General features: G+C 63.1%; 20 protein-coding genes and 1 tRNA gene. 9 read left to right on the top strand and 12 right to left on the bottom strand.

What is annotated here, in order from left to right; all coding sequences use genetic code 11:
* Window positions 1-29: 29 nt before the first annotated feature.
* Both A9D15_RS03370 and recJ read right to left on the bottom strand, forming a co-directional pair.
* Window positions 30-104 (bottom strand) — tRNA-Glu (locus tag A9D15_RS03370).
* Window positions 105-208: 104 nt separating this feature from the next.
* Window positions 209-2,008 (bottom strand): single-stranded-DNA-specific exonuclease RecJ, encoded by a 1,800-nt coding sequence (gene recJ / locus A9D15_RS03365; RefSeq protein ID WP_066761751.1) that lies wholly within the window; start codon window positions 2,006-2,008, stop codon window positions 209-211.
* 100 nt (window positions 2,009-2,108) lie between these two features.
* On the opposite strand from recJ, the gene A9D15_RS03360 reads away from it, so the two are divergent.
* From A9D15_RS03360 to A9D15_RS03350, 3 genes are all read left to right on the top strand, one after another.
* A complete protein-coding gene (locus tag A9D15_RS03360; RefSeq protein ID WP_066761819.1) occupies window positions 2,109-2,597 on the top strand; it encodes a flavodoxin family protein in 489 nt (162 codons plus the stop codon).
* A 125-nt stretch (window positions 2,598-2,722) separates the two neighbouring features.
* The gene (locus A9D15_RS16705; RefSeq protein WP_066761750.1) at window positions 2,723-3,427 is read left to right on the top strand and encodes a hypothetical protein; all 705 of its coding nucleotides are present in this window, start codon (window positions 2,723-2,725) and stop codon (window positions 3,425-3,427) included.
* Window positions 3,387-3,989, top strand: coding sequence for an AHH domain-containing protein (locus A9D15_RS03350; protein ID WP_308419919.1), 603 nt, complete (start codon window positions 3,387-3,389; stop codon window positions 3,987-3,989). The genes A9D15_RS16705 and A9D15_RS03350 overlap by 41 nt, the downstream gene beginning before the upstream one ends.
* Window positions 3,990-4,031: 42 nt before the next feature.
* Here A9D15_RS03350 and leuA read toward each other — a convergent pair whose 3' ends face one another.
* From leuA to miaA, 7 genes are all read right to left on the bottom strand, one after another.
* Entirely contained in the window at window positions 4,032-5,738 is a 1,707-nt protein-coding gene (leuA, locus tag A9D15_RS03345) for a 2-isopropylmalate synthase (protein ID WP_229660374.1), read from the bottom strand.
* 275 nt (window positions 5,739-6,013) lie between these two features.
* Window positions 6,014-7,447: an amidohydrolase family protein gene (locus A9D15_RS03340; protein WP_066761744.1), complete on the bottom strand. Its 1,434-nt coding sequence runs from the start codon at window positions 7,445-7,447 to the stop codon at window positions 6,014-6,016.
* Window positions 7,448-7,554: 107 nt separating this feature from the next.
* The gene (locus A9D15_RS03335; protein ID WP_066761742.1) at window positions 7,555-8,205 is read right to left on the bottom strand and encodes a YceI family protein; all 651 of its coding nucleotides are present in this window, start codon (window positions 8,203-8,205) and stop codon (window positions 7,555-7,557) included.
* A 184-nt stretch (window positions 8,206-8,389) separates the two neighbouring features.
* On the bottom strand, window positions 8,390-9,409 hold the full coding sequence (gene ilvC, locus A9D15_RS03330; RefSeq protein WP_066761740.1) for a ketol-acid reductoisomerase: 1,020 nt from the start codon (window positions 9,407-9,409) through the stop codon (window positions 8,390-8,392).
* A gap of 108 nt (window positions 9,410-9,517) precedes the next feature.
* The gene (gene ilvN, locus A9D15_RS03325; protein ID WP_066761738.1) at window positions 9,518-10,033 is read right to left on the bottom strand and encodes an acetolactate synthase small subunit; all 516 of its coding nucleotides are present in this window, start codon (window positions 10,031-10,033) and stop codon (window positions 9,518-9,520) included.
* Window positions 10,033-11,778 (bottom strand): biosynthetic-type acetolactate synthase large subunit, encoded by a 1,746-nt coding sequence (gene ilvB, locus A9D15_RS03320; protein WP_082924220.1) that lies wholly within the window; start codon window positions 11,776-11,778, stop codon window positions 10,033-10,035. Before ilvB ends, ilvN begins: the two co-directional genes overlap by 1 nt.
* 109 nt (window positions 11,779-11,887) lie before the next feature.
* Window positions 11,888-12,874 carry a tRNA (adenosine(37)-N6)-dimethylallyltransferase MiaA gene (gene miaA, locus A9D15_RS03315; protein WP_066761815.1) on the bottom strand — a complete coding sequence of 329 codons (987 nt, stop codon included), beginning with the start codon at window positions 12,872-12,874 and terminating at the stop codon, window positions 11,888-11,890.
* Here miaA and serB point away from each other — a divergent pair.
* Window positions 12,867-13,748, top strand: coding sequence for a phosphoserine phosphatase SerB (serB, locus tag A9D15_RS03310; RefSeq protein WP_066761736.1), 882 nt, complete (start codon window positions 12,867-12,869; stop codon window positions 13,746-13,748). The two genes, miaA and serB, sit on opposite strands and share 8 nt — an antisense overlap.
* Here the strand turns inward: serB and A9D15_RS03305 are convergent.
* Genes A9D15_RS03305 through purL form a run of 3 tightly spaced genes read right to left on the bottom strand, consistent with a single transcriptional unit; the run spans window position 13,745 to window position 17,042 of the window.
* Window positions 13,745-14,365: a hypothetical protein gene (locus tag A9D15_RS03305; protein WP_172807450.1), complete on the bottom strand. Its 621-nt coding sequence runs from the start codon at window positions 14,363-14,365 to the stop codon at window positions 13,745-13,747. The two genes, serB and A9D15_RS03305, sit on opposite strands and share 4 nt — an antisense overlap.
* A gap of 38 nt (window positions 14,366-14,403) precedes the next feature.
* The gene (locus A9D15_RS03300; RefSeq protein ID WP_229660373.1) at window positions 14,404-14,826 is read right to left on the bottom strand and encodes a GFA family protein; all 423 of its coding nucleotides are present in this window, start codon (window positions 14,824-14,826) and stop codon (window positions 14,404-14,406) included.
* Window positions 14,823-17,042, bottom strand: a complete 2,220-nt coding sequence (purL, locus tag A9D15_RS03295) for a phosphoribosylformylglycinamidine synthase subunit PurL (RefSeq protein WP_066761811.1) — start codon at window positions 17,040-17,042, stop codon at window positions 14,823-14,825. The genes A9D15_RS03300 and purL overlap by 4 nt, the downstream gene beginning before the upstream one ends.
* 109 nt (window positions 17,043-17,151) lie before the next feature.
* Here purL and A9D15_RS03290 point away from each other — a divergent pair, with 109 nt between their 5' ends.
* The 5 genes from A9D15_RS03290 to queA all read left to right on the top strand — a co-directional run bounded on the left by A9D15_RS03290 (window position 17,152) and on the right by queA (window position 20,799).
* On the top strand, window positions 17,152-17,403 hold the full coding sequence (locus A9D15_RS03290) for an exodeoxyribonuclease VII small subunit (RefSeq protein WP_066761732.1): 252 nt from the start codon (window positions 17,152-17,154) through the stop codon (window positions 17,401-17,403).
* The gene (locus A9D15_RS03285; protein ID WP_244881967.1) at window positions 17,390-18,334 is read left to right on the top strand and encodes a polyprenyl synthetase family protein; all 945 of its coding nucleotides are present in this window, start codon (window positions 17,390-17,392) and stop codon (window positions 18,332-18,334) included. The genes A9D15_RS03290 and A9D15_RS03285 overlap by 14 nt, the downstream gene beginning before the upstream one ends.
* Before the next feature lie 30 nt (window positions 18,335-18,364).
* Window positions 18,365-18,877 (top strand): pantetheine-phosphate adenylyltransferase, encoded by a 513-nt coding sequence (coaD, locus tag A9D15_RS03280; protein WP_066761728.1) that lies wholly within the window; start codon window positions 18,365-18,367, stop codon window positions 18,875-18,877.
* Window positions 18,878-18,981: 104 nt separating this feature from the next.
* Window positions 18,982-19,728 carry a peptidylprolyl isomerase gene (locus tag A9D15_RS03275; protein WP_066761727.1) on the top strand — a complete coding sequence of 249 codons (747 nt, stop codon included), beginning with the start codon at window positions 18,982-18,984 and terminating at the stop codon, window positions 19,726-19,728.
* A gap of 42 nt (window positions 19,729-19,770) precedes the next feature.
* The gene (gene queA / locus A9D15_RS03270) at window positions 19,771-20,799 is read left to right on the top strand and encodes a tRNA preQ1(34) S-adenosylmethionine ribosyltransferase-isomerase QueA (RefSeq protein ID WP_066761726.1); all 1,029 of its coding nucleotides are present in this window, start codon (window positions 19,771-19,773) and stop codon (window positions 20,797-20,799) included.
* Window positions 20,800-20,842: the final 43 nt, after the last annotated feature.

The raw sequence follows: 20,842 nt of genomic DNA, 5'->3' as shown, positions 1-20,842 counted from the left end.
CGCGCCGGGGTGGCAAATACTGCACCGCGTGGTGACCCCTACGGGAATCGAACCCGTGTTTCAGCCGTGAAAGGGCCGCGTCCTAACCGCTAGACGAAGGGGCCACGTCGCGGTGCAGGCCGGCCATCTACGAGTGCATTCGCGGACGGTCAAGGGGCCTTTTGCACTTTTATTGCGCGGGCACGAAAATGTCGCGTCATGCTCTGCCTCAATCTGCGAACGCCGCGTCCTCGACATGAAGTTCCGCCGCAGGGACAGAGCCCCAGTCGTCGATCTTGGGACGCCCGGCAAGCCACATGCTGCGCCCGCGCGATGCGTGGAGCAGTGCCTGTCCCATGTCGCTTTCCTCTGCGCGAAAGGCGATGGCCTTGAACCGCGCCCCGTCCTGTCCCGATGCGATCAGGCGCACATGGCCGTTACCGACCACATCCGCCTTTACCAGCTTCACCGGCCCCACCGCGATGCGCGGGGCGGGCCAGCCGACGCCGAAGGGGCCGGCCGATTCGAGCAGTTCGACAAGATCGGGCTGCAGCCCACGCGGACTGACCGAGATGTCAACGAAGGTCGCCTGAGAGGCGCGCGCGCGGTCAACGTCGCGGGCAAGCTGGCTGTCCAACCAGTCGGCCAGCGCGTCGATCCGGCTTTCCTCGACCGTCAGGCCGGCCGCCATCGCGTGGCCGCCGCCTTTGACCAGCAGGCCGTGTTCGCGTGCCGCAATGATGGCCGCGCCAAGATCCACGCCCGATAACGAGCGGCCGGAACCCTTTCCTTCACCGTCCTCGTCCACGGCGATGACGATGGTGGGTTTGCCTGCCTTTTCCTTGATGCGACCGGCGACGATGCCGATGACGCCCGGATGCCAGCCTTTGCCTGAGAGGACGAGGACCGAGCGGTTGTGCTGTCCTGCCAGTTGTTCCTCGGCCGCGGCCTGGACCTCGGCCTCGATCGCGCGGCGCTCTTCGTTCAGCCCGTCGAGGCGGGCGGCGATGTCCTGAACCTCTGGCAAATCCTCACCGGTGAGCAGGCGCACGCCGAGGGTCGATTCCCCGACGCGGCCACCGGCATTGATCCGGGGCCCGAGCGCGAAGCCCAGATCACTGCACTGTGGCGCGCGCTTAAGGCGGCTCGTGTCGATCAGCGCGCTGAGGCCGACATTGCGGCGATGCGCCATGACCTTCAGGCCCTGAGCTACGAAAGCGCGATTGAGCCCGTGGATCGGCGCGACGTCGGCAACCGTGCCCAGCGCGACCAGATCGAGCAGGCCCATGAGGTCGGGGGTGGGGCGGTTGGCAAAAAAGCCCTGTCCGCGCAATGTCCGCACCAGCGCCACACTCAGCAGGAAAGCAACTCCCACGGCCGCAAGATGCCCGTGCGATGCCGCCTCGTCGGTCGAATCGAGCCGGTTGGGGTTCACCAGCGCGACGGTCTTCGGGTTCTCAGCCGCGCACTTGTGATGGTCGACCACGATTACGTCGATGCCCGCATCATGCGCCATCGCCAGCGCCTCGTGCGCCATCGCGCCGCAATCGACGGTAACGATCAGGCTGGAGCCCTGCTCACCGATCTTCACCAGCGCCTCGCCCGACGGGCCGTATCCTTCGAGCAAACGGTCGGGGATGTAGTGCGACGGGTTTGCGCCCAGTTCGCGCAGAAGGCGGATCAGCAGCGCGCTGCTCGTCGCGCCGTCGACGTCGTAGTCGCCGTAGATCGTGATTGCTTCGCCAGACACGACGGCCTGCGCCAGCCGGTCGGCGGCAACGTCCATGTCAGCGAAGATCGAAGGGTCAGGCAGGAAGTCGCGGATCGTCGGGTTGCGGTGGCGCTCGATATCGTCGGGCGCGACGCCCCGCGAGGTCAGCAACTGCATGACGAGATCGTCCCCCGCCATGCCGCCGCCCGAACCGAGCGCCATGTTCCCGCCACGCCAGCGCCATGCCTTGCCGCTAAGCGAGCGGGTAACCCCGCAAGCCGCATTGTCGAGTTCGTTGAGTCCTGCAACTGATGCCATGACAATCGGATACAGTATCGAGGGCCTTCAGCGCAAAGGTTGGCGCTATCGGCTTCCACGCCTTTCCAGTGCTGCGCTCGACCTGCTAGCGATAGCGGATATGAGCGATGACCCGCACCTTCTGATCGTCTGGCACTCAAGAACCGGTGGAGCCGAGGCGATGGCCCGCGCGGCAAAGGATGGTGCGGGGGACCGTGCGAGGCTCCTTTATTGCGATGACGCTGGTCCCGACGATCTCTTGCGGGCCGCAGCCTATCTGTTCGTATGCCCCGAAAATCTTGCCACCATGTCGGGTGCGATGAAGGAGTTCTTCGATCGGTCGTATTATCCTGTCCTCGGGCGGATCGAGGGCAGGGCGTTCGCCACGGCCATCGCCGCAGGTTCGGACGGGGAAGGCGCGACCCGTCAGATCGATCGGATCGCCCAAGGCTGGCGGCTTAAGCGGGTGGCCGATCCACTCATCGTGAACTTTGCGGCGCAGACACCGGAAGCGATCCTTGCGGCCAAGACCCTTGGTCACCCGGACGCTACGGCTTGCTGCGAACTGGGTTCCGCCTTGGCCGAAGGCATGGTTTTGGGCATCTTCTAGGTGTGGCGCGCCTGCCGCGTGCAGGGGCTATTATGTCTAGATCGGATACAACACCCGGCTAGGGTCTCGACGGGGTTGCGGAGGGGTTGCATAGCGTCACCAGGGCGCGATGGGAGCGCGGAACGATGGACGGCAACGCACAAAACTCCGATCAGACGACGCTGGCATCGCAGGCCTGTTTCCGATTCTGGTTCGGTGATGCGACGGCGGCAGAGGCAGTGGTCGTCGCTGCGTTTGGCGCGAATGCTTTGCCGATAGCGCTGACGCGGGACGGCTGCGAATTTGTGCTGGGTGCTGCGAAGAACGGGATCGGTTCTCCGCAATATATCGCCGCCAATCCGGTAGATCTGCCCAAAGGCCCCTCTATCGAACTGACCGTCGCGAACAGTGGCGCTTGCAAGTTTCCGGCAATGCTGCGGACGATGACCGGTATCGCCGCGCAGATTGCCGCGCTGGAAGGTGCAGCGGCGGTGGGCTGGACAGTATCGGGCACGGTCTGCGGCGCCGACTTTTTTTCCAGAGTAGCTGGAACCTGGCTGGACGGAGGCGCCTTTCCGGCGATGGTGCTCGTCGCGTTGCAGGGTAATGGCGAGGGCGGTCTCGTGACCAGGGGCCTAGAACCGTTCGGCGGTCAGGAAGTCTGGTTAGACCTTGCGCCGCTTCCCATGCCGGAACAGGCGAAGATCGCGATCCGCATGGTCGATCATCTCGTCACCGAAGGACCGGTTACCGATAACGAGATCGTCGAGGTCGACGGTTTCGGCTCTTTCGAGATCGGGCCTCGCGACAGTGGCAAGAAAATTTACCTTAGAAAGTCACCTTTTCCTTAAACCTGCCTTCCCATTAAGCGGCTTGAGGAGGGGGACGTTACCGAATTGCCATATTTCTGAACCGCTTCGTCGGTTCGTGAACGTTAACCGGCGTGGCCGGACGGGCTATCGAAGGGGGTGGCAGAAACACCACTTGCTGCCGCGACAGACCTTTGGCCGTCGCAGTTTCTCGGCAATGTTCTCCTCGATCTCTCCCAGGGGGGAGTGGTTCGACGATTTCAACGTGAACGGCATACTGTTGCCGGCCACAGAGGCGGCTGCGTTCGATAGCGGCCTGCCGCTACATCGCGGACCACATCAAGTGTACAATGAACTGGTGTTCGAAAGGGTCGGCGCAGTTGAAATGGAGTGGTCGCACACTCGCAGTCGTGATGAACTGCTTGCACGGGATGTTGCGCTTGCGCGAATCCGTCTTATCCAGCGCGGTCTGGCGCGTGGGCTGGAAATGGGCGGCGCTGGGCCATTCGTGCTGAACCGGCGCGACCCGATCGGTCGCGGCAAGGACTATTGTGAACTCGATGCGATGGCCGAAGTGCTCTGGGGTGCGGTAGGCACCCTGTAGGCGTGTCGGCGACAGGTGTTCCCGTCGCCGACATGAACAACGTTATTCGGGGCGCGTTGCGTTTGCGGCGCTGAGGATCGCGCGAACGCTGGCGGTCGCGACGTCGGCGCTGATGCCGACACCCCAGACGATATCACCAGCCTCGGTCATGCACTCGACATATGCGGCCGCGCGCGCATCCGAACCCTTGGCGAGCGCGTGTTCGGAATAGTCGAGCACTTCCAGCGTCATGCCGAATGCATCGGACAGCGTCGCAACAACCGACGAGATCAAGCCGTTGCCCCGGCCTGAAACGGTCCGTTCCTTGCCGCCCTCGCTGATCGTGCCGGAGAAGACGCGGGTGCCGTCCTTGGCGCGTTGTTCCTCGTAATCCACCAACTGGAAGTGCTGCGGACGCGACAGGTGGTATTCGTGCCGGAACGTCGTCCAGATATCCTCGGCGTTGAGCTCGCGGCCCGTCTCATCGGCCATGCGCTGCACCGCCTTGGAGAAATGCGCCTGCATCCGCTTGGGCAGCTTCAGGCCCTTGTCCTGCTCCAGCACCCAGGCAAACCCGCCCTTGCCGGACTGCGAATTGACGCGGATCACGGCTTCGTAATTACGGCCCAGATCGGCAGGATCGATCGGCAGGTACGGCACGCGCCACTGCTCGTCGTTCTGTTTTTCGTGCGCCTCGAAGCCCTTCTTGATCGCGTCCTGGTGGCTGCCCGAAAACGCGGTAAATACCAGTTCGCCGCCATAGGGGTGGCGCTGGTGCACGGGAATCTGGTTGCAGTACTCGACCGTCTCGATCACCTCGTCGATGTCCGAGAAATCGAGGCCGGGGTCGACCCCTTGCGTGTACATGTTAAGCGCAACCGTCACGAGGCAGCAGTTGCCCGTACGCTCGCCATTGCCGAACAGGCAGCCTTCGACGCGGTCCGCGCCTGCCATGATGCCAAGTTCCGCGGCTGCGACGCCGGTGCCGCGGTCGTTATGCGTGTGCAAAGACACGATCGCGCTCTCGCGGTTGGGCAGGTTGCGGCAGAAATACTCGATCTGGTCGGCGTAGATGTTGGGCGTCGCACACTCGACCGTTGCCGGCAGGTTAAGGATGATAGGCCGTTCGGGCGTGGGCTGCAGGATCTGCATCACCGCCTCGCAGCACTCGATCGAGAAATCGAGTTCGGCCGTGCTGAAGGTTTCGGGCGAATATTCAAAGTGCCAGTCGGTGCCGGGGCGCTTGCCCGCTTCGTCACGGATGACCTTGGCGCCTGCCTCGGCGATGCCGCGGACTTCGTCCTTGCTCATCTTGAACACGATGTCGCGCCACGCGGGCGAAACTGCGTTGTAGACGTGCACGATCGCCTGCTTCGCGCCTTCGAGGCTGTCGAAGCTGGTGCGGATCAGGTCCTCGCGGCTCTGCGTCAGGACCTGCACCATCACGTCGTCTGGAATGCGGCCCGAACGCACGAGGTTCTGGATGAAATCGAATTCGGTCGCACCAGCAGCAGGGAAACCGACTTCGATCTCTTTCAGACCGACTTTGACGAGCAGGTCGAAGAAGCGGTTCTTCTTCACGCTGTCCATCGGGTCGATAAGCGACTGGTTGCCGTCGCGCATGTCGGTGGAGAGCCAGCGGGGCGGCTTGGTGATCGTACGTGAGGGCCATTGGCGATCGGCGATGTCGATCTGCGGGAACGCGCGGTATTTGCGCGAGGGGTCTTTCAACATCCCGGTAGGCACCTGGACGGTAGCAGCTTGGGTCATGACAGGAACTTCTTGGCTAATTCGACTGGATAACGTGGCTTTCGATCCCCCGGGCGACAGGTGCGCCGCCAGCGGACAGCGCAAGGGTCACGCCCGAGGGCGAGTAAGTCGAAGCAGCAGGCCTAGGGCCGTAGGGGCGTAAATCGCTGTCATTTCGAAAGCGGCTATGGTCGTTCGAATCCTCTTTGTCCAGACCCGAATCTGGCGGATTTCTGCCAGATAGTAACGGTTGAAACCGAAAGAACTCGGATACGCCCTGACGCGGGGGAGGAAGATCAGCCACCGGACCCTTGCAGCAGCGGCGTGACGTCGGTGCCTTGTGCTTGCAAACCCTCGACCACGTTGGCCTGCGTCCTGGCGAGATCGGCCTTGGTGGCCAGCACTTTGAGCGCGGCGATCGCGTCGCGGTCGTGGACTTTGCCTTGTGCGATCACGAGCGCGGGATCGGAGAGGTGGGCCAGAGCCTGCGTCGGATCGGCGTCGAGCAAGAGGAGATCGGCAGTGCATCCAGCCGCGATGCAGGCGTGCGTTCCGGACTCTTCAAGAACTTTTGCCGCGTTGATCGTCGCGGATTTCAGGGCTTCGACCGGAGACAGACCTGCTTCGACAAGCAGATTCAGTTCGTCGATCAGCGAAAGCCCCGCCGGATTGGAATAAATGCCCGCATCGCTTCCGGCGACCAATGTAACTCCGGCATCGTGCATGGCCTTGGTCATCAGCTTGTAGAACTCGAACGCCTCGCGCGCAGGGGCGACCTCTTCGTTGGTCCAGCGCTCGTAATTTTCCTGTTCCTGCCCCACGAGCATGGGATTAAGCCATTCGGTGCCGGGGCGTGAGATGTATTCCCCCTTGGTCTCTGCCGTACGGAGCAGATTGTAAAACGCGACCAGCGTCGGATCGACGGCGATGCCAGCCTCGGCAACCTGGTCGGCCAGCGGCATGGCCGCATCGGGGTCGCGACTGTCGCGCAGGCCATGCCAGACGATGCTTTCGGTGTGCTCGAAAGTCACGAAACCCTCGTCGAGCATTTCCTCAAATGGAATGTCGAACGGCTTTTCGTAAGGCATCCCCGCCGTCCGGCGGCCTTCGGGTGTGTGACCCATGATCGTCATGCCAAGCGCATCGGCCTCGGCCTTGATACCGCGCCATGCCTCTGGCGTGAGATTCGAATAGACCTTGATCCGGCGAAAGCCCGCTGCGTGCTGGGCACGCACGGCTTCGCGGGCCTCGGTCTCGGTGTCGACGTACTGGTGGATGATCTGGCCGTTAGGGCCATGGCTGTTGAGGATCGGACCGGTCGTGATGAGGCGCGGTCCGGCCAGATTCCCGCTCGATATCCGTTCGGCGAGCCGCAGATGGAACGGCATGCCCGAGGCATTGCGGACCGTCGTCACCCCGTGCGCCAGATAAGCGGCCAGCTCCGCGTCGTCCCAGATATGTACGTGCATGTCGTAGAGACCGGGCATTACGATCCGGCCAAGGCCATTGATCACTTGCGCCTCGGCTGGTGCGTCAACTTCGTCCGTCGGACCAATCGCCACGATCTTGCCGTCATCGATGAAAATGGAACGCCCCGCGACCGGCGCTGGCTCTGCCGCGTTCAGGTCCAGAACCTGAACATCGCGGAGCACGATCGGTTCTGCCGCCACCGGTGTCGCCGCGATGAGCGCGCAGCCAGTCAGAAGTCCGCAAATGATCCGACATTTCATGAATTGCCCCCTTTAATCTGACCCCGGGGGCAAGGCCTAACGCAAGCGGCCGTCTTTGCGAAGGGGAAGGTCCGACGCGGCCTTACGCCCGCGCCGGACCAGCCGTGTCACTCTTTTTCGAAAGCAGCCGTGATGTCGAGCTCAACCTCGTCCGAGACCAACGGAACGAACGTGTCGATGCCGAAAGTGCTATGCTTCAACATGGCCCGGCCTTCGAAGCCGACGGTCTCGGCCTTGTTCATCGGGTTCGCGCCTGCGCCGGTGAACCTGGCGTTGATCGTGACCGGTGCGGTCACGCCGTTCATCGTCAGGTCGCCGACGATCTGGGCAGTGGTTTCGCCGGTCGGGGTTACCATCGTCGAGACGAAGCGGGCAGGGGCAGGTTCGGGGCCAAAGAAATCGGGTGCTGCGCCTTCCGAACCGGGGCGCAGGAGGTGATCCTTGAGACCTGACGCGGCCACGGTAACCGCGGAAATGGGTATGGTGACATCGAGCTTGGCCGAAGCCGGATCGGCTGGGTCGAGTTCCAGCGTGCCGCTTACGGCACCGAAGATTCCGAAATAATCGTTGAAGCCGAAGTGATTGACGCGCCAGCCGACCAGCGTGTGGTTCGGGTCAGCCGCATAAGTGCCGGCCGCAACGCGCGAGACGTCGACGACGCCGGGCAAGCCCGCTTCCTCGTGGTGGTCGGCAAGAACGGGGGCAGCCACGGCGAGACCGGCGGCGGCGAGAATGACAGGTACGAAATGGCGCTTCATCGGGTTTCCCTTTTGCTGAGTTTGCACTCCCGCAAGGGCAATTGGGCCTGCCATCAACGGCCTTCAATTAGGTACAACGATGTAACCGCCCGAAAAAATTGCGTGCATCAACGAAAAGACCCGCCGGATCGCGATGATCCGGCGGGCCGTTCTGTCCGTCAATCCGCGCCGAAGCGCGAGAGGATCAGTTCTTTTCCTTGTCGACCAGCGCGTTCGCGCCGATCCACGGCATCATCGCACGAAGCTTGGCGCCGGTTTCCTCGATCTGGTGGCGCTGGGCGGCCTTGCGCGAAGCCTTCAGCTCGGGCTGACCGGCGCGGTTGTCGAGGACGAAGTCCTTCACGAAGCGGCCCGACTGGATGTCTTCGAGGACGCGCTTCATTTCCTTCTTCGTTTCTTCCGTGATGATGCGCGGGCCGGTCTTGATGTCGCCGTATTCGGCGGTGTTCGAGATCGAGTAGCGCATGTTGGCGATACCGCCTTCATACATCAGGTCGACGATCAGCTTCAGTTCGTGGAGGCATTCGAAGTAGGCCATTTCCGGTGCGTAACCGGCTTCGACCAGCGTTTCGAAACCGGCCTGGACCAGCGCGGTCGCGCCGCCGCAAAGCACGGCCTGCTCACCGAACAGGTCGGTTTCACACTCTTCGCGGAAGTTGGTCTCGATGATGCCCGAACGGCCACCGCCAACGGCGCTGGCGTAAGCGAGGGCGACGTCATGCGCATTGCCGCTGGCGTCGTTCTCGACCGCGATCAGGCAGGGCACGCCGCCGCCACGCTGGTATTCGCTGCGCACGGTGTGGCCCGGGCCCTTCGGCGCGATCATGATGACGTCGATGTCCTTCGGAGCCTCGATCAGGCCGAAGTGGACGTTGAGGCCGTGCGCGAAAGCAAGGGCCGAACCGGGCTTCATCTTGCCGGCGATGTCGTCATTGTAGATCGCGGCCTGATGTTCGTCGGGGGCGAGGATCATGATGAGGTCGGCCCACTCGGCAGCTTCCGAGTTGGTCATGACCTTGAAGCCCGCGCCTTCAGCCTTCTTGGCCGTGGCCGAGCCGGGACGCAGCGCGATGGCGACTTCCGACACGCCGGAATCGCGCAGGTTCTGGGCGTGGGCGTGACCCTGCGAGCCATAGCCGACGATGGCGATCTTCTTGTCCTTGACCAGGTTCAGGTCGCAGTCGGCGTCGTAATAGACTTTCACTTCAATTCCCCTTGGCTTTTCGCCTGCTGATATGGCCAGGCCGCCGGATTACGCAGCGGCGCATAGCTGTGTTGGATGATTGCTTCAAATGTATCGTTTGGAACGAAATCAGGCCCCGTTCACGCCGCGCATCATGCCCACGATGCCGGTGCGGCCCACTTCGACCAGACCTAGCTCGCGCATCAATGCCACGAAACTGTCGATCTTCTCAGGGGCGCCGGTGATTTCGAAGATGAAACTCTCGGTCGTCGAATCCACCACCTTGGCGCGATAGACGTCGGCAAGACGCAGCGCCTCGACCCGGTTGTCGCCCTTGCCGGCGACTTTCACGAGCGCGAGTTCGCGTTCGACGTGCGGGCCCAGTTCGGTAAGATCCGAAACCTTGTGAACCGGCACCAGCCTTTCGAGCTGTGCATGAATCTGGTCGATCACTGCCGGCGGACCGTGGGTCACGATCGTGATGCGGCTGACGTTGTGGTTTTCCGATATGTCGGCAACCGTCAGCGAATCGATGTTGTAGCCGCGCGCGGTGAAAAGGCCCGCGATCTTGGCCAGGATGCCGCTTTCGTTATCGACGGTGATGGCAAGAACATGGCGTTCCTGCTCGCGATGCTGGATGTGCATCAGACAGATGCTTTCTGTTCGGCAGTGACGGTAATGGCGGCGGGCGCCTCGTCACCATAGAGGATCATGTCGGTGTGCGAAGCGCCCGACCGGAACATCGGCAGGCAGTTTGCCAGCTTGGCGACCCGGCAATCGACGATGACGGGGCCGTCATGTTCGATCATCGCCGTGATTCCGGCATCGAGATCGTCGAGATTGTCGATCACGATGCCCTTCCAGCCATACGCTTCGGCCAGCTTCACGAAATCGGGCAGCGAGTCCGAGTAAGAATTCGAATAGCGCGATTCATAGGTGAGTTCCTGCCACTGGCGGACCATGCCCATGTATTCGTTGTTGAGGATGAAGATCTTGACCGGCAGGCGATACTGGCTGGCCGTGCCAAGTTCCTGAATGTTCATCTGGATCGAGGCTTCGCCCGCGACGTCGATGACCAGCGCGTCGGGATTGCCCAGCTGCGCGCCGATCGCGGCGGGGAGGCCGTAACCCATCGTGCCCAGACCGCCACTCGTCAGCCACTTGTTGGGCGAGAAGAAGTGGAAGTGCTGGGCCGCCCACATCTGGTGCTGGCCGACTTCGGTGGTGATGATTGGATCGTACTGCCTGGTCAGTTCGAACAGGCGTTCGATGGCCAGCTGCGGCATTATCTCTTCTTCGGATTGCGGATAGGCGAGCGAGTTGCGCGCGCGCCAACCATCGATCCGGGCGTACCATTCGGCAAGGTTCTGGGCCGAAGCGCCGGTCGACTTCCACTCGTCGATCATCTGGCGCAGGACGAGCGTGCAGTCGCCGATGATCGGCAAGTCGACCTGAACCGTCTTGTTGATGGACGAACGATCGATGTCGATGTGGATTTTCTTCGCGTTGGGGGCAAAATCCTCGATACGGCCGGTGACGCGGTCGTCGAAACGCGCGCCGATGGCCACGACGAGGTCCGAGCGGTTCATCGCCATGTTGGCTTCATAGGTGCCGTGCATGCCCAGCATCCCCAGCCACGCCTTGTTCTGCGCGGGGAAAGCGCCGAGGCCCATGAGCGTGCTGGTCAGCGGAGCGCCGCAAAGATCCTGAAGCTCGCGCAGCAGTTCCGAAGCCTCGGGCCCCGAATTGATGACCCCGCCGCCGGTATAAAGGACAGGAGCCTTGGCTGCCGCCAGCATGGCAACGGCCTCGACGATGGCTTCGGGCGCGCCGGTCGTCGGCGGGTTGAAGCGCGAGCGCGGCTCCGACTGCGTGGCAGGTGCACTGGCGACCTGGACGTCCTTGGGAATGTCGATGACGACAGGGCCGGGGCGACCGGTCGTGGCGATCTTGAACGCCTCGTTGATTGTCGCGGCAAGATCTGCCGGATCCTTCACGAGGTAGTTGTGCTTCGTGCAGTGGCGCGTGATGCCGATCGTGTCCGCTTCCTGGAACGCGTCGGTACCGATCATCGCGGTCGCGACCTGTCCGGTCAGGACGACCATCGGGATCGAATCCATGAACGCATCGGCAATTCCGGTGACCGCATTGGTCGCGCCGGGGCCGGAAGTGACGAGAACGACGCCGGGCTTGCCTGTCGAACGCGCGTAACCTTCGGCGGCGTGGGCCGCGCCAGCTTCGTGCCGGACGAGGATGTGGCGGATGCGGTTGTCTTTGAACAGCGCATCATAGATGGGAAGCACGGCGCCGCCGGGGTAGCCGAAGACCACTTCGACTCCCTGCTCAACAAGGGTGTCCATCAAGATGTCGGCGCCGCTGCGCTCGGTCACTGTTCGTCTCCGTCAATCGAGGGGTCGGTCAAGAAAATGGGCCCGAGTGACATGCACTCGAGCCTCTCTCCCAACCCAAATTCAAGGGCGACCTAGGCGACACAGAATATCATGTCAACCGCAAATTACGCAATAAAGTTGCGATTATGTCATCCTTAGTGAAATCTTTCGTTTCAAAGCGGCGCCAGTTTTCCGGTGGCTGGTTCCGGAACCAGGTATATTGCCGCTTGGCGTATCGACGAGTCGCCTGCGCCCCGCGGCTCGCGGCCTCCCGCTCGTCGTACGAACCGTTCAGTAGGCCTGCTATTTCGGGCACGCCAATAGCGCGCATAACGGGCAGGGCCGGGTCCAGATTGCGGGCCAGCAGGGCGCGGACTTCCTCGATGGCGCCCTGTTCCAGCATGAGGTCGAAACGCCGATCGCACTTTTCGTAAAGTGTTTCGCGGTCGGGGATCAGGATTGCGGCAGTCATATCGATGCCGTCCCCGATCCCGCCCTCCAGCCGCTGCTGCCAGTACGCCATCGGGTAACCGGTACTGCGTACGACTTCGAGAGCGCGGGCGATGCGGGTGGTATCGGCGGGGTTGAGGCGCGCGGCGGCCTCCGGATCTTCGAACGTGAGAGCCTTGTGCGCGTCGGCTACGTCGAGGGCGCGAACCGCTTCACGGATGGCGGATTCGACAGCGGGGATGGGGGCGATGCCGTCGATCAGGGTACGCAAATAAAGGCCCGTTCCGCCGACCAGGATGGGCAGGCGGCCCTCGCCATGCGCCTTGTCAATTTCCTGCTTTGCCCGCATCGCCCAGTCTGCAGCGGAGCAGGGATCGGCGCCGTCCCACGCTCCGAACAAAACATGGCGCACGCCGCGCATTTCCTCTTCGCTTGGGCGGGCCGAAAGCACCCGCAGATCGGCATAGACTTGCGCGCTGTCTGCATTGATCACAGTGCCGGGAAGTCCGGCCGTTTCCGCCGCGAGCGCAAGGTCGACCGCGAGATCGCTCTTGCCGCTGGCGGTCGGCCCTGCAATGAGCGCGACCCGAGGCTTCTTGCCATTGCCGCCTGGGCCCGAATTGAAGGAGATAGCGTCCGTGCTCATTGCCCGGCTGATAGCAGAACCGGCCATCTTGGAAACCGCGCTCGACAAGGCGGGCAAGGCGCTGGCCCAAAAGGGCTGGGCCATTGCGGGGGCGCAGATGCTCGATTTCTGCGGCGACGTGCTGGAAATTGCCATGGCCGACGGCAACCCGGGCGAAGTTCGCGCAATCCTGGGCGAGGCGTTCGGGCCGTGCGACCTGCTGATGTCCGACCGCGAGATCACGGTGCCGCAGCTGTTCGTGTCGGACATGGATTCAACCATGATCGGGCAGGAATGCATCGACGAACTGGCTGACTATGCCGGCATCAAGGATCAGATCGCAGCGATCACCGAACGCGCGATGCAGGGCGAACTCGACTTTGCCAGCGCGCTGACGGAACGTGTCGGCCTTCTTGAGGGACTTGAAGAAACTGCGATAACCCGTTGTCTTGAGGAGCGTATAAGGCCGATGCCGGGTGCGCGGGTTCTGGTGGAAACATTGAAGTCGCGCGGTTGCCGTACGGTTCTCGTCACTGGCGGCTTCCACTCTTTCGCCGATCCGGTGGCCGAGATGCTGGGCTTCGAACGCGTTGTCGGCAACGTGCTTGGTGTCGACAGAGGAAAGCTGACCGGCAAGCTGGCGGCTGAAATCGTCGATAGCGGGACAAAGCTTTCGACTTTGAACGAGGAACTGGCCCGGCTCGGCAATGGCGCGCTGTCATTGGCGACGGGCGACGGGGCGAACGACATCCCGATGATCGAGGCTGCGGATTTCGGTGTCGCCTACTATGCCAAGCCAAAGGCGAAGGCGGCGGCGAACGGCTGGATCGAGCGGGGCGACCTGACCGACCTGCTCAAACTGCTCGGCGTGTCCCAGGGCGACTGGGTCGATTAATAGACGATCAGCGGGCCAAGGGCGATGGTGATGTGCGTTGCCGCTACCTGCTCCGGCGTAAGCGCGGCGCACAGGCGGTCGGCTTCGTCCTCATCGGTCAGGATGACTTCCATGCGGTCATTCTGCTGGCTAAATCCGGCAATCATCTCGCTCACGCCGGCACTCTCGCTAGCTGCGATCACCGCCGACTTCAGCGCCTCGGCCTCGGCCCGGTTGTGGCGGATTTCGCGGATCGTGACACGGTCGCGCAGTTCGGGTGCCAGCATCGCGAGCAGCGCGGCGCGGTCGTAAGGTGGCTTGACGTCGATCATCAGTCGGGGCTCGTCACGATAGGCGGCGACATAGCCGGGCGCATTGGCTGCAACGGCGCGCCAGTGGAATTCCTGCAATACCGCGACATCCTCCAGCCACGACCAGCCCGTGGCCGTGCCATCATATCGGGCGAAGTGCTGGCGAACGTAGGCCACGTCCTGTTCGGGTGGGTGAATCCGCGCGATCGGCAATGGCGTTGCGGGTTCGGTCGCCGTGATGGACGCGGGCGGACCGGATGGCGACGGATTTGTGCCAACGCAGGCGGAAAGCGCCATCAACGGCGCGATAAGGACAAACTTCCTCACGATGCGATAAACGAGAGGCAGGGGCGAGATGTTCCCTTTCAGACGGGCGGCAGGGTAATCGCCTGCTGATAGTAGCCGAATGCCCCTTCACCGGACCAGCCGCGCCCGTCGGGAAAGCGCAATTCGACACCCTCCACATCGGCGGGATCGGCCAGGGCGAAATTTACGCCGATCATCGTGTTGCCGTGCTGCGCGATGGCGCTTTTGGTAAGCACGAAGTGGGTGGTGCAACCGCACTTCCCGCAAAAGTGGATCTCGGCGCCGGGATCGTCCTTGTCAGCCCTGCAAAAAGGCTGAGTGTTTCCTTCGCATGACACGGATTCAGGCGGAAAGTAGGCCCACTGGGCGCCCGTTTTCGTGCAGAGCGTGCAATTGCATTGGTGCAGGAAATTAGGCTGGCTGGATACCGTCAGCCCGACATTGCCGCACAGGCACGACAATGCGATCGGGCTGTTGGTCAACTTTCCATCCACTCCTCGAAGAAGGACAAGTGCGCTGCCTTCAGGTCGGCGACGGAAACGCGGCTTTCGCCGGAAATCGAGCGGAAGACCACGTCATCGCCCTCGACATCGCCCAGCGCGACCGCGGCAAGGCCCGCGGCCTCGGCAGCTTCGAGGATCGGCTCGGCTTCGGCAGCGGTCACGACATAGCGGGACTGGTCCTCGCCGAACCAGAACGCGGCAGGGCTGGAACGTCCCTCCGGCATGGCGACCGCGCAACCCAGGCCGCTTGCCATCGCCATTTCGGCCAGAGCCACGGCAAGGCCGCCGTCCGAACAGTCGTGAACCGCGGTTGCGACGCCATCGGCGATCAGCTTGCGAACGGTTTCGCCCGCGCGCTTGGCAAGGTCCAGACCCACCGGCGGGGGCGGGCCTTCCTCGCGGCCATGCAGTTCGCGCAAGTAGAGTGACTGGCCGAGGTGGCCCGATTCGCCGCCGATTACGACGATTTGCTCCCCCGCGGCCTTGAAGCCGATGGTCGCCATGATCTCGTGGTCCTGCATCAGGCCGACGCCGCCGATGGCGGGCGTGGGCAGGATGGCAGAGCCGCCGCCGGTCGCCTTGCTCTCGTTATAAAGGCTGACATTGCCCGACACGATCGGGAAGTCGAGCGTGCGGCAGGCATCGCCCATGCCCTGCAGACAGCCCACGAACTGGGCCATGATCTCGGGTCGCTGCGGATTGCCGAAGTTAAGGCAGTTGGTCACCGCCAGCGGCGTCGCGCCCACGGCGCAGATGTTGCGATAGGCCTCGGCGATGGCCTGCTTGCCGCCCTCATAGGGGTCGGCATAGCAATAGCGCGGGGTGCAATCGGTGCTGATCGCCAGCGCCTTCTTCGTTCCGTGCACACGCACGACCGCCGCGTCGCCGCCCGACTTCTGCAGCGTGTCTGCGCCGACCTGCGAATCGTACTGTTCCCAGATCCACTTGCGCGAGGCGAGGTCGGGCGTCGCCAGCAGTGTCTTGAGGTCGCCCGCGATATCGGTGCTTTCCGGCACTTCGCCCAGCGGGGTCGTGCCTGCCCAGGCGGCATATTCCTCGCGTCCGATATAGGGCCGTTCGTATTCGGGCGCGTCTGCGGCGAGCGGGCCGAGCGGAATGTCGCAAACGACTTCGCCGCCGAATTCGAGCACCATGTGCTGTGTGTCGGTGACTTCACCGATGACCGCGAAGTCCAGCTCCCACTTGCGGAATATTGCTTCTGCCATCGCTTCCTTGCCGGGCTTGAGCACCATGAGCATACGCTCCTGGCTCTCGCTCAGCATCATTTCGTAAGGGGTCATCCCCTCTTCGCGGCAGGGGACCTTGTCCATGTCGAGGCGGATACCCGCCTTGCCATTGGTCGCCATCTCGACCGAGGAAGAGGTAAGTCCAGCGGCGCCCATGTCCTGGATTGCGACGATCGCGTCGGTCGACATGAGCTCGAGGCAGGCCTCGATCAGCAGCTTTTCCACGAACGGATCGCCGACCTGAACGGTGGGGCGCTTTTCCTCGATGTCGTCGCCGAAATCGGCGCTGGCCATCGTCGCGCCGTGTATGCCGTCACGGCCCGTCTTCGAACCGACGTAGACGATGGGATTGCCCACGCCGGTCGCGGCAGAATAGAAGATCTTGTCCGCGTCCGCGACGCCAACCGTCATCGCATTGACGAGAATATTGCCGTCGTAGGCCTTGTGAAAGTTCGTCTCGCCGCCAACGGTCGGCACGCCGACGCAGTTGCCGTATCCGCCGATACCTTCAACGACGCCCTTTACCAGATGCTTCATCTTGGGGTGATCGGGACGACCGAACCGCAGCGCGTTCATGTTCGCCACCGGACGCGCGCCCATCGTGAAGACGTCGCGCAGGATGCCGCCAACACCCGTCGCCGCGCCCTGATAGGGTTCGATGTACGATGGGTGGTTGTGGCTCTCCATCTTGAAGATCGCCGCCTGACCGTCCCCGATGTCGATGACGCCCGCATTCTCGCCCGGACCGCAGATGACCCACGGTGCCTCGGTCGGCAGCTTCTTCAGGTGGAAGCGCGAGGACTTGTACGAACAGTGTTCGGACCACATGACCGAGAAGATGCCCAGTTCGACAAGGTTGGGTTCGCGGCCAAGCGCATTCAGGACACGCTCGTACTCTTCGGGGGAGAGGCCGTGCGCCTCGACGACGTCAGGAGTGATCTCGCTCATGACCGCGCCCTTAACCACCGGCGCGCGCGCTTGCCAGCCCCTAAATCATGGTTGCAAGCCCTTTGTCGGTGCTTGACCGCGCCCAAGCGCGTCGTCATTGCTGTCGCGCATGGATGAGGCCCCACAAGATATTTCCGCCCTGACTTACGAACAGGCGTTGAAGGCGCTGGAAGACGTCGTGCGAAGGCTGGAAAGCGGCGAAGTCGCTCTCGACGAATCGATCTCGCTTTACGAACGCGGCGAAAAGCTGCGCGCGCATTGCCAGGCCCGCCTCGATGCGGCGCAGGCGCGGATCGAGAAGATCGTCGCCGGTCCCGACGGCGCACCGCAAGGCAAGCGCCCCTTTGATGAAGGTGCCTGAGGATATGGCTATCGAAGGCGTGGTCGGATCCGACGTGCTGGGCGAGGCGCTGGCCTTGATCCGGGAAGAGGTGGACCGCCACTTCGATGTCCTTCTGCCGGTGCCGGACGATGCCCGTGCACGCCTTTTCGAAGCGATGCGCTATGCCGCGATCGGTGGCGGCAAGCGTCTGCGCCCGCTTCTGCTGACCGCGACCGCCCAGATGTACGGCGTGAACCGCGAGGCCGCGGTGCGCACCGGGTGCGCGGTGGAAGCGATCCACGTCTATTCGCTGATCCATGACGACCTGCCCTGCATGGACGACGATGCAATGCGCCACGGCCAGCCGACAGTGCACCTCGAATACGACGAGGCGACGGCGGTTCTGGCGGGCGATGCGCTTCATGCTCTGGCCTTCGACATCCTCGTCAGCCCGCAAGTGACAAGCGATCCTTTCGTGCGCAGCGAGCTTGTCGCCTGCCTTGCCAAGGGCAGCGGCATGGACGGGATGGCGGGCGGCCAGATGATGGACATCGTCGCCGAAGAAGCGGGCGAGGGCGATGACGGCTTCGATCTCCATACCGTGACCCGGCTTCAGCAATTGAAGACCGGCGCATTGTTGAGTGCATCGGTCGAAATGGGGGCGATCCTCGGTCGCGTGCCGCCGGAAGGGCGCACGCACCTCAAGAGCTATGCCCGTGACATCGGCCTTGCCTTCCAGATCGCGGACGACCTGCTCGATCACGAAGGCGACGAGGAACTGGCGGGCAAGGCGCTGCGCAAGGACGCCGATGCGGGCAAGGCGACATTCGTCTCGCTGCTGGGCGCTGAACGCGCGCGCGAGCAGGCGGAAATGCTGGTGCGGCAGGCGATCGGGCACCTGTCGTCCTATGGCGAAGAGGCCGAAGTGCTTCGCGCCATCGCACGCTACATAGTCGAACGGGACCGCTGAGGTCCGCCCACGGACCAGACGGGGAGGGGCATGAGCAAGCGTATCGGAATCTATCCGGGGACATTCGACCCCATCACGCTGGGGCACCGCGACATTATCCGTCGCGGCTCCAAGCTGGTCGACGAACTGATCATCGGCGTCACGACGAACCCGTCGAAGAACCCGATGTTCACCCCCGAAGAACGCATGGAGATGGTGGAGCGCGAGGTCCGCGACCTTGGCATCGACAACGTTCGCGTGGTTGGCTTCAACGCGCTTCTGATCAAGTTCGCGCAGAAGATGGGTGCGAACGTCATCGTGCGCGGGCTGCGCGCAGTCGCCGACTTTGAATACGAATACCAGATGGCGGGCATGAACCAGCAGCTCGATCCCGGGATTGAGACCGTGTTCCTCATGGCTGACGTCTCGCTTCAGCCGATCGCATCGAAGCTGGTCAAGGAAATCGCCCAGTTCGGCGGCGAGATTTCCCGCTTCGTCAGCAACGATGTCTGCAAGGAAGTCATTGCCCGCGTTGAGCGTGAAGGGCGCAAGGGCGACTACTGAGGGCACCTGGCCCGTTGTAGCACCAGGCCCAGCCATTCATTGAAACGTCAGCCACGGCCCGCTAAGCGGCAGGCCGAGTGAAATTTCGGGATCACCAGAACAATATGAAGTTCCGCCTTACCGCCCGCGCCGCAATCCTTTCCGCCGCGCTCGGCCTTTCTGCAATCGCCGCGCCCGCTATGGCCCAGGACGCTCCTGCCGCTGAGGCAGAAGCGACCGAGACGGCGACGCCGGCTCCGATCGATCCGGCGACCTACTGGCGCGTCGATCCCTCGCTGCAGACCGATCCCGACAACATCCTGCTGCTGGACCTTTCGAATGGTGGCCGCGTCGCCATTCGTTTGAAGCCGGAATGGGCGCCGAACCATGTCGACCGGATCAAGACGCTGACCCGTCAGGGCTTCTACAACGGGGTGATCTTCCACCGCGTAATCGAAGGCTTCATGGCGCAGACCGGCGACCCGACGGGTACCGGCCGCGGCGGTTCGGAGCTTCCCGATCTCAAGGAAGAATTCAACCGCGTGCCGCACCTTCGCGGCACCGTTTCGGCAGCGCGTGAAGGCGCGAACGAGGATTCGGCCAACAGCCAGTTCTTCATCGTGTTCTACCCGACGATGCAGCTCGACATGAAGTACACCAACTTCGGCCGCGTCATCGCCGGCATGCAGTACGTGGACAGCATCTCGCGCGGTCAGCCGCCTGCGAACCCGACGCGGATCCTGCAGGCTTCGCTCGCCAGTCAGAACCTTGCTCCGCCGTCGACGACGCCGATGCAGGGTGCGATCACCAGCGACATGCTGAACGCTCCACTCAGCGCCGCCGCTCCTTCTTCGGAAGACGCTGGCAACTGAGCGGTTCCCTTCGCGCGCCTCAACCGCTAGGCGCGCGAAACCATGCGCGTTGACCTTTTCGATTTCGACCTTCCGACCGAACGCATAGCCCTGCGTCCGGCGCGCCCGCGCGACGCCGCGAAATTGCTGGTGGTGGAAGGCGACGCACCGTTCGCCGATCGCATCGTTCGCGACTTGCCCGCTGTGCTGAGAAAAGGCGACGTGCTGGTCTTCAACGATACGAGGGTCATTCCGGCCCAACTAGAAGGCCGCCGGGGCGATGCGCGTATCGGTGCGACGCTGCATAAGCGGATCGACTTGCGCCGCTGGCAGGCCTTCGTCCGCAACGCCAAACGCCTGCGCGAAGGTGACCGCGTGGAGTTTCCCGCAGATGTCACCGCCATTGCCGAAGAACGCCTGCCCGATGGCAGTTTCATCCTGACGTTCGAAGGCGAAGAGCCCGTCGAAGTCCTGCTGGAACGCGCAGGCCGGATGCCGCTGCCACCCTATATCGCAGGCAAACGCGAGACCGACGAGGCGGACCGCAGCGATTACCAGACGATGTTCGCGGACAAGGACGGTGCCGTTGCCGCTCCCACCGCCGCGCTGCATTTCACGCCCGACCTGATCGCGGCGCTCGATGCCGCCGGCGTCGGGCGCGAAACGCTTACACTCCACGTCGGCGCGGGCACGTTTCTGCCGGTGAAGGCCGACGACACCGAAGATCATGCCATGCATGCCGAGTGGGGCCGGATCGACACCGCGACCGCCGAGCGGCTCAACGCCGCCCGCGGCGCCGGTGGCCGCGTTATCTCCGTCGGCACCACCAGCCTGCGCCTGCTGGAAAGCGCGACGGGCAAAGACGGCGTGATACGCCCGTTTGAGGGCGACACCTCGATCTTCATTACCCCCGGCTACCGATTCCGCGCCATCGACGGGCTGATGACCAACTTCCACTTGCCGAAATCGACGCTGTTCATGCTGGTCAGCGCGTTGATGGGGCTGGATAAGATGCAGGCGGTCTATGCCCACGCGATCGCCAACGACTACCGCTTCTACAGTTATGGCGACGGGTCACTGCTGATCCCCTGATCACCACACAAAAAAGGCCCGCCACAATGAAGCGGCGGGCCGA

It is taken from the genome of Croceicoccus pelagius (genome assembly GCF_001661915.1).
GTDB lineage: Bacteria > Pseudomonadota > Alphaproteobacteria > Sphingomonadales > Sphingomonadaceae > Croceicoccus > Croceicoccus pelagius.
Note: the sequence above shows the minus strand (reverse complement) of the source record. Positions and strands in the feature narration are given on the sequence as shown.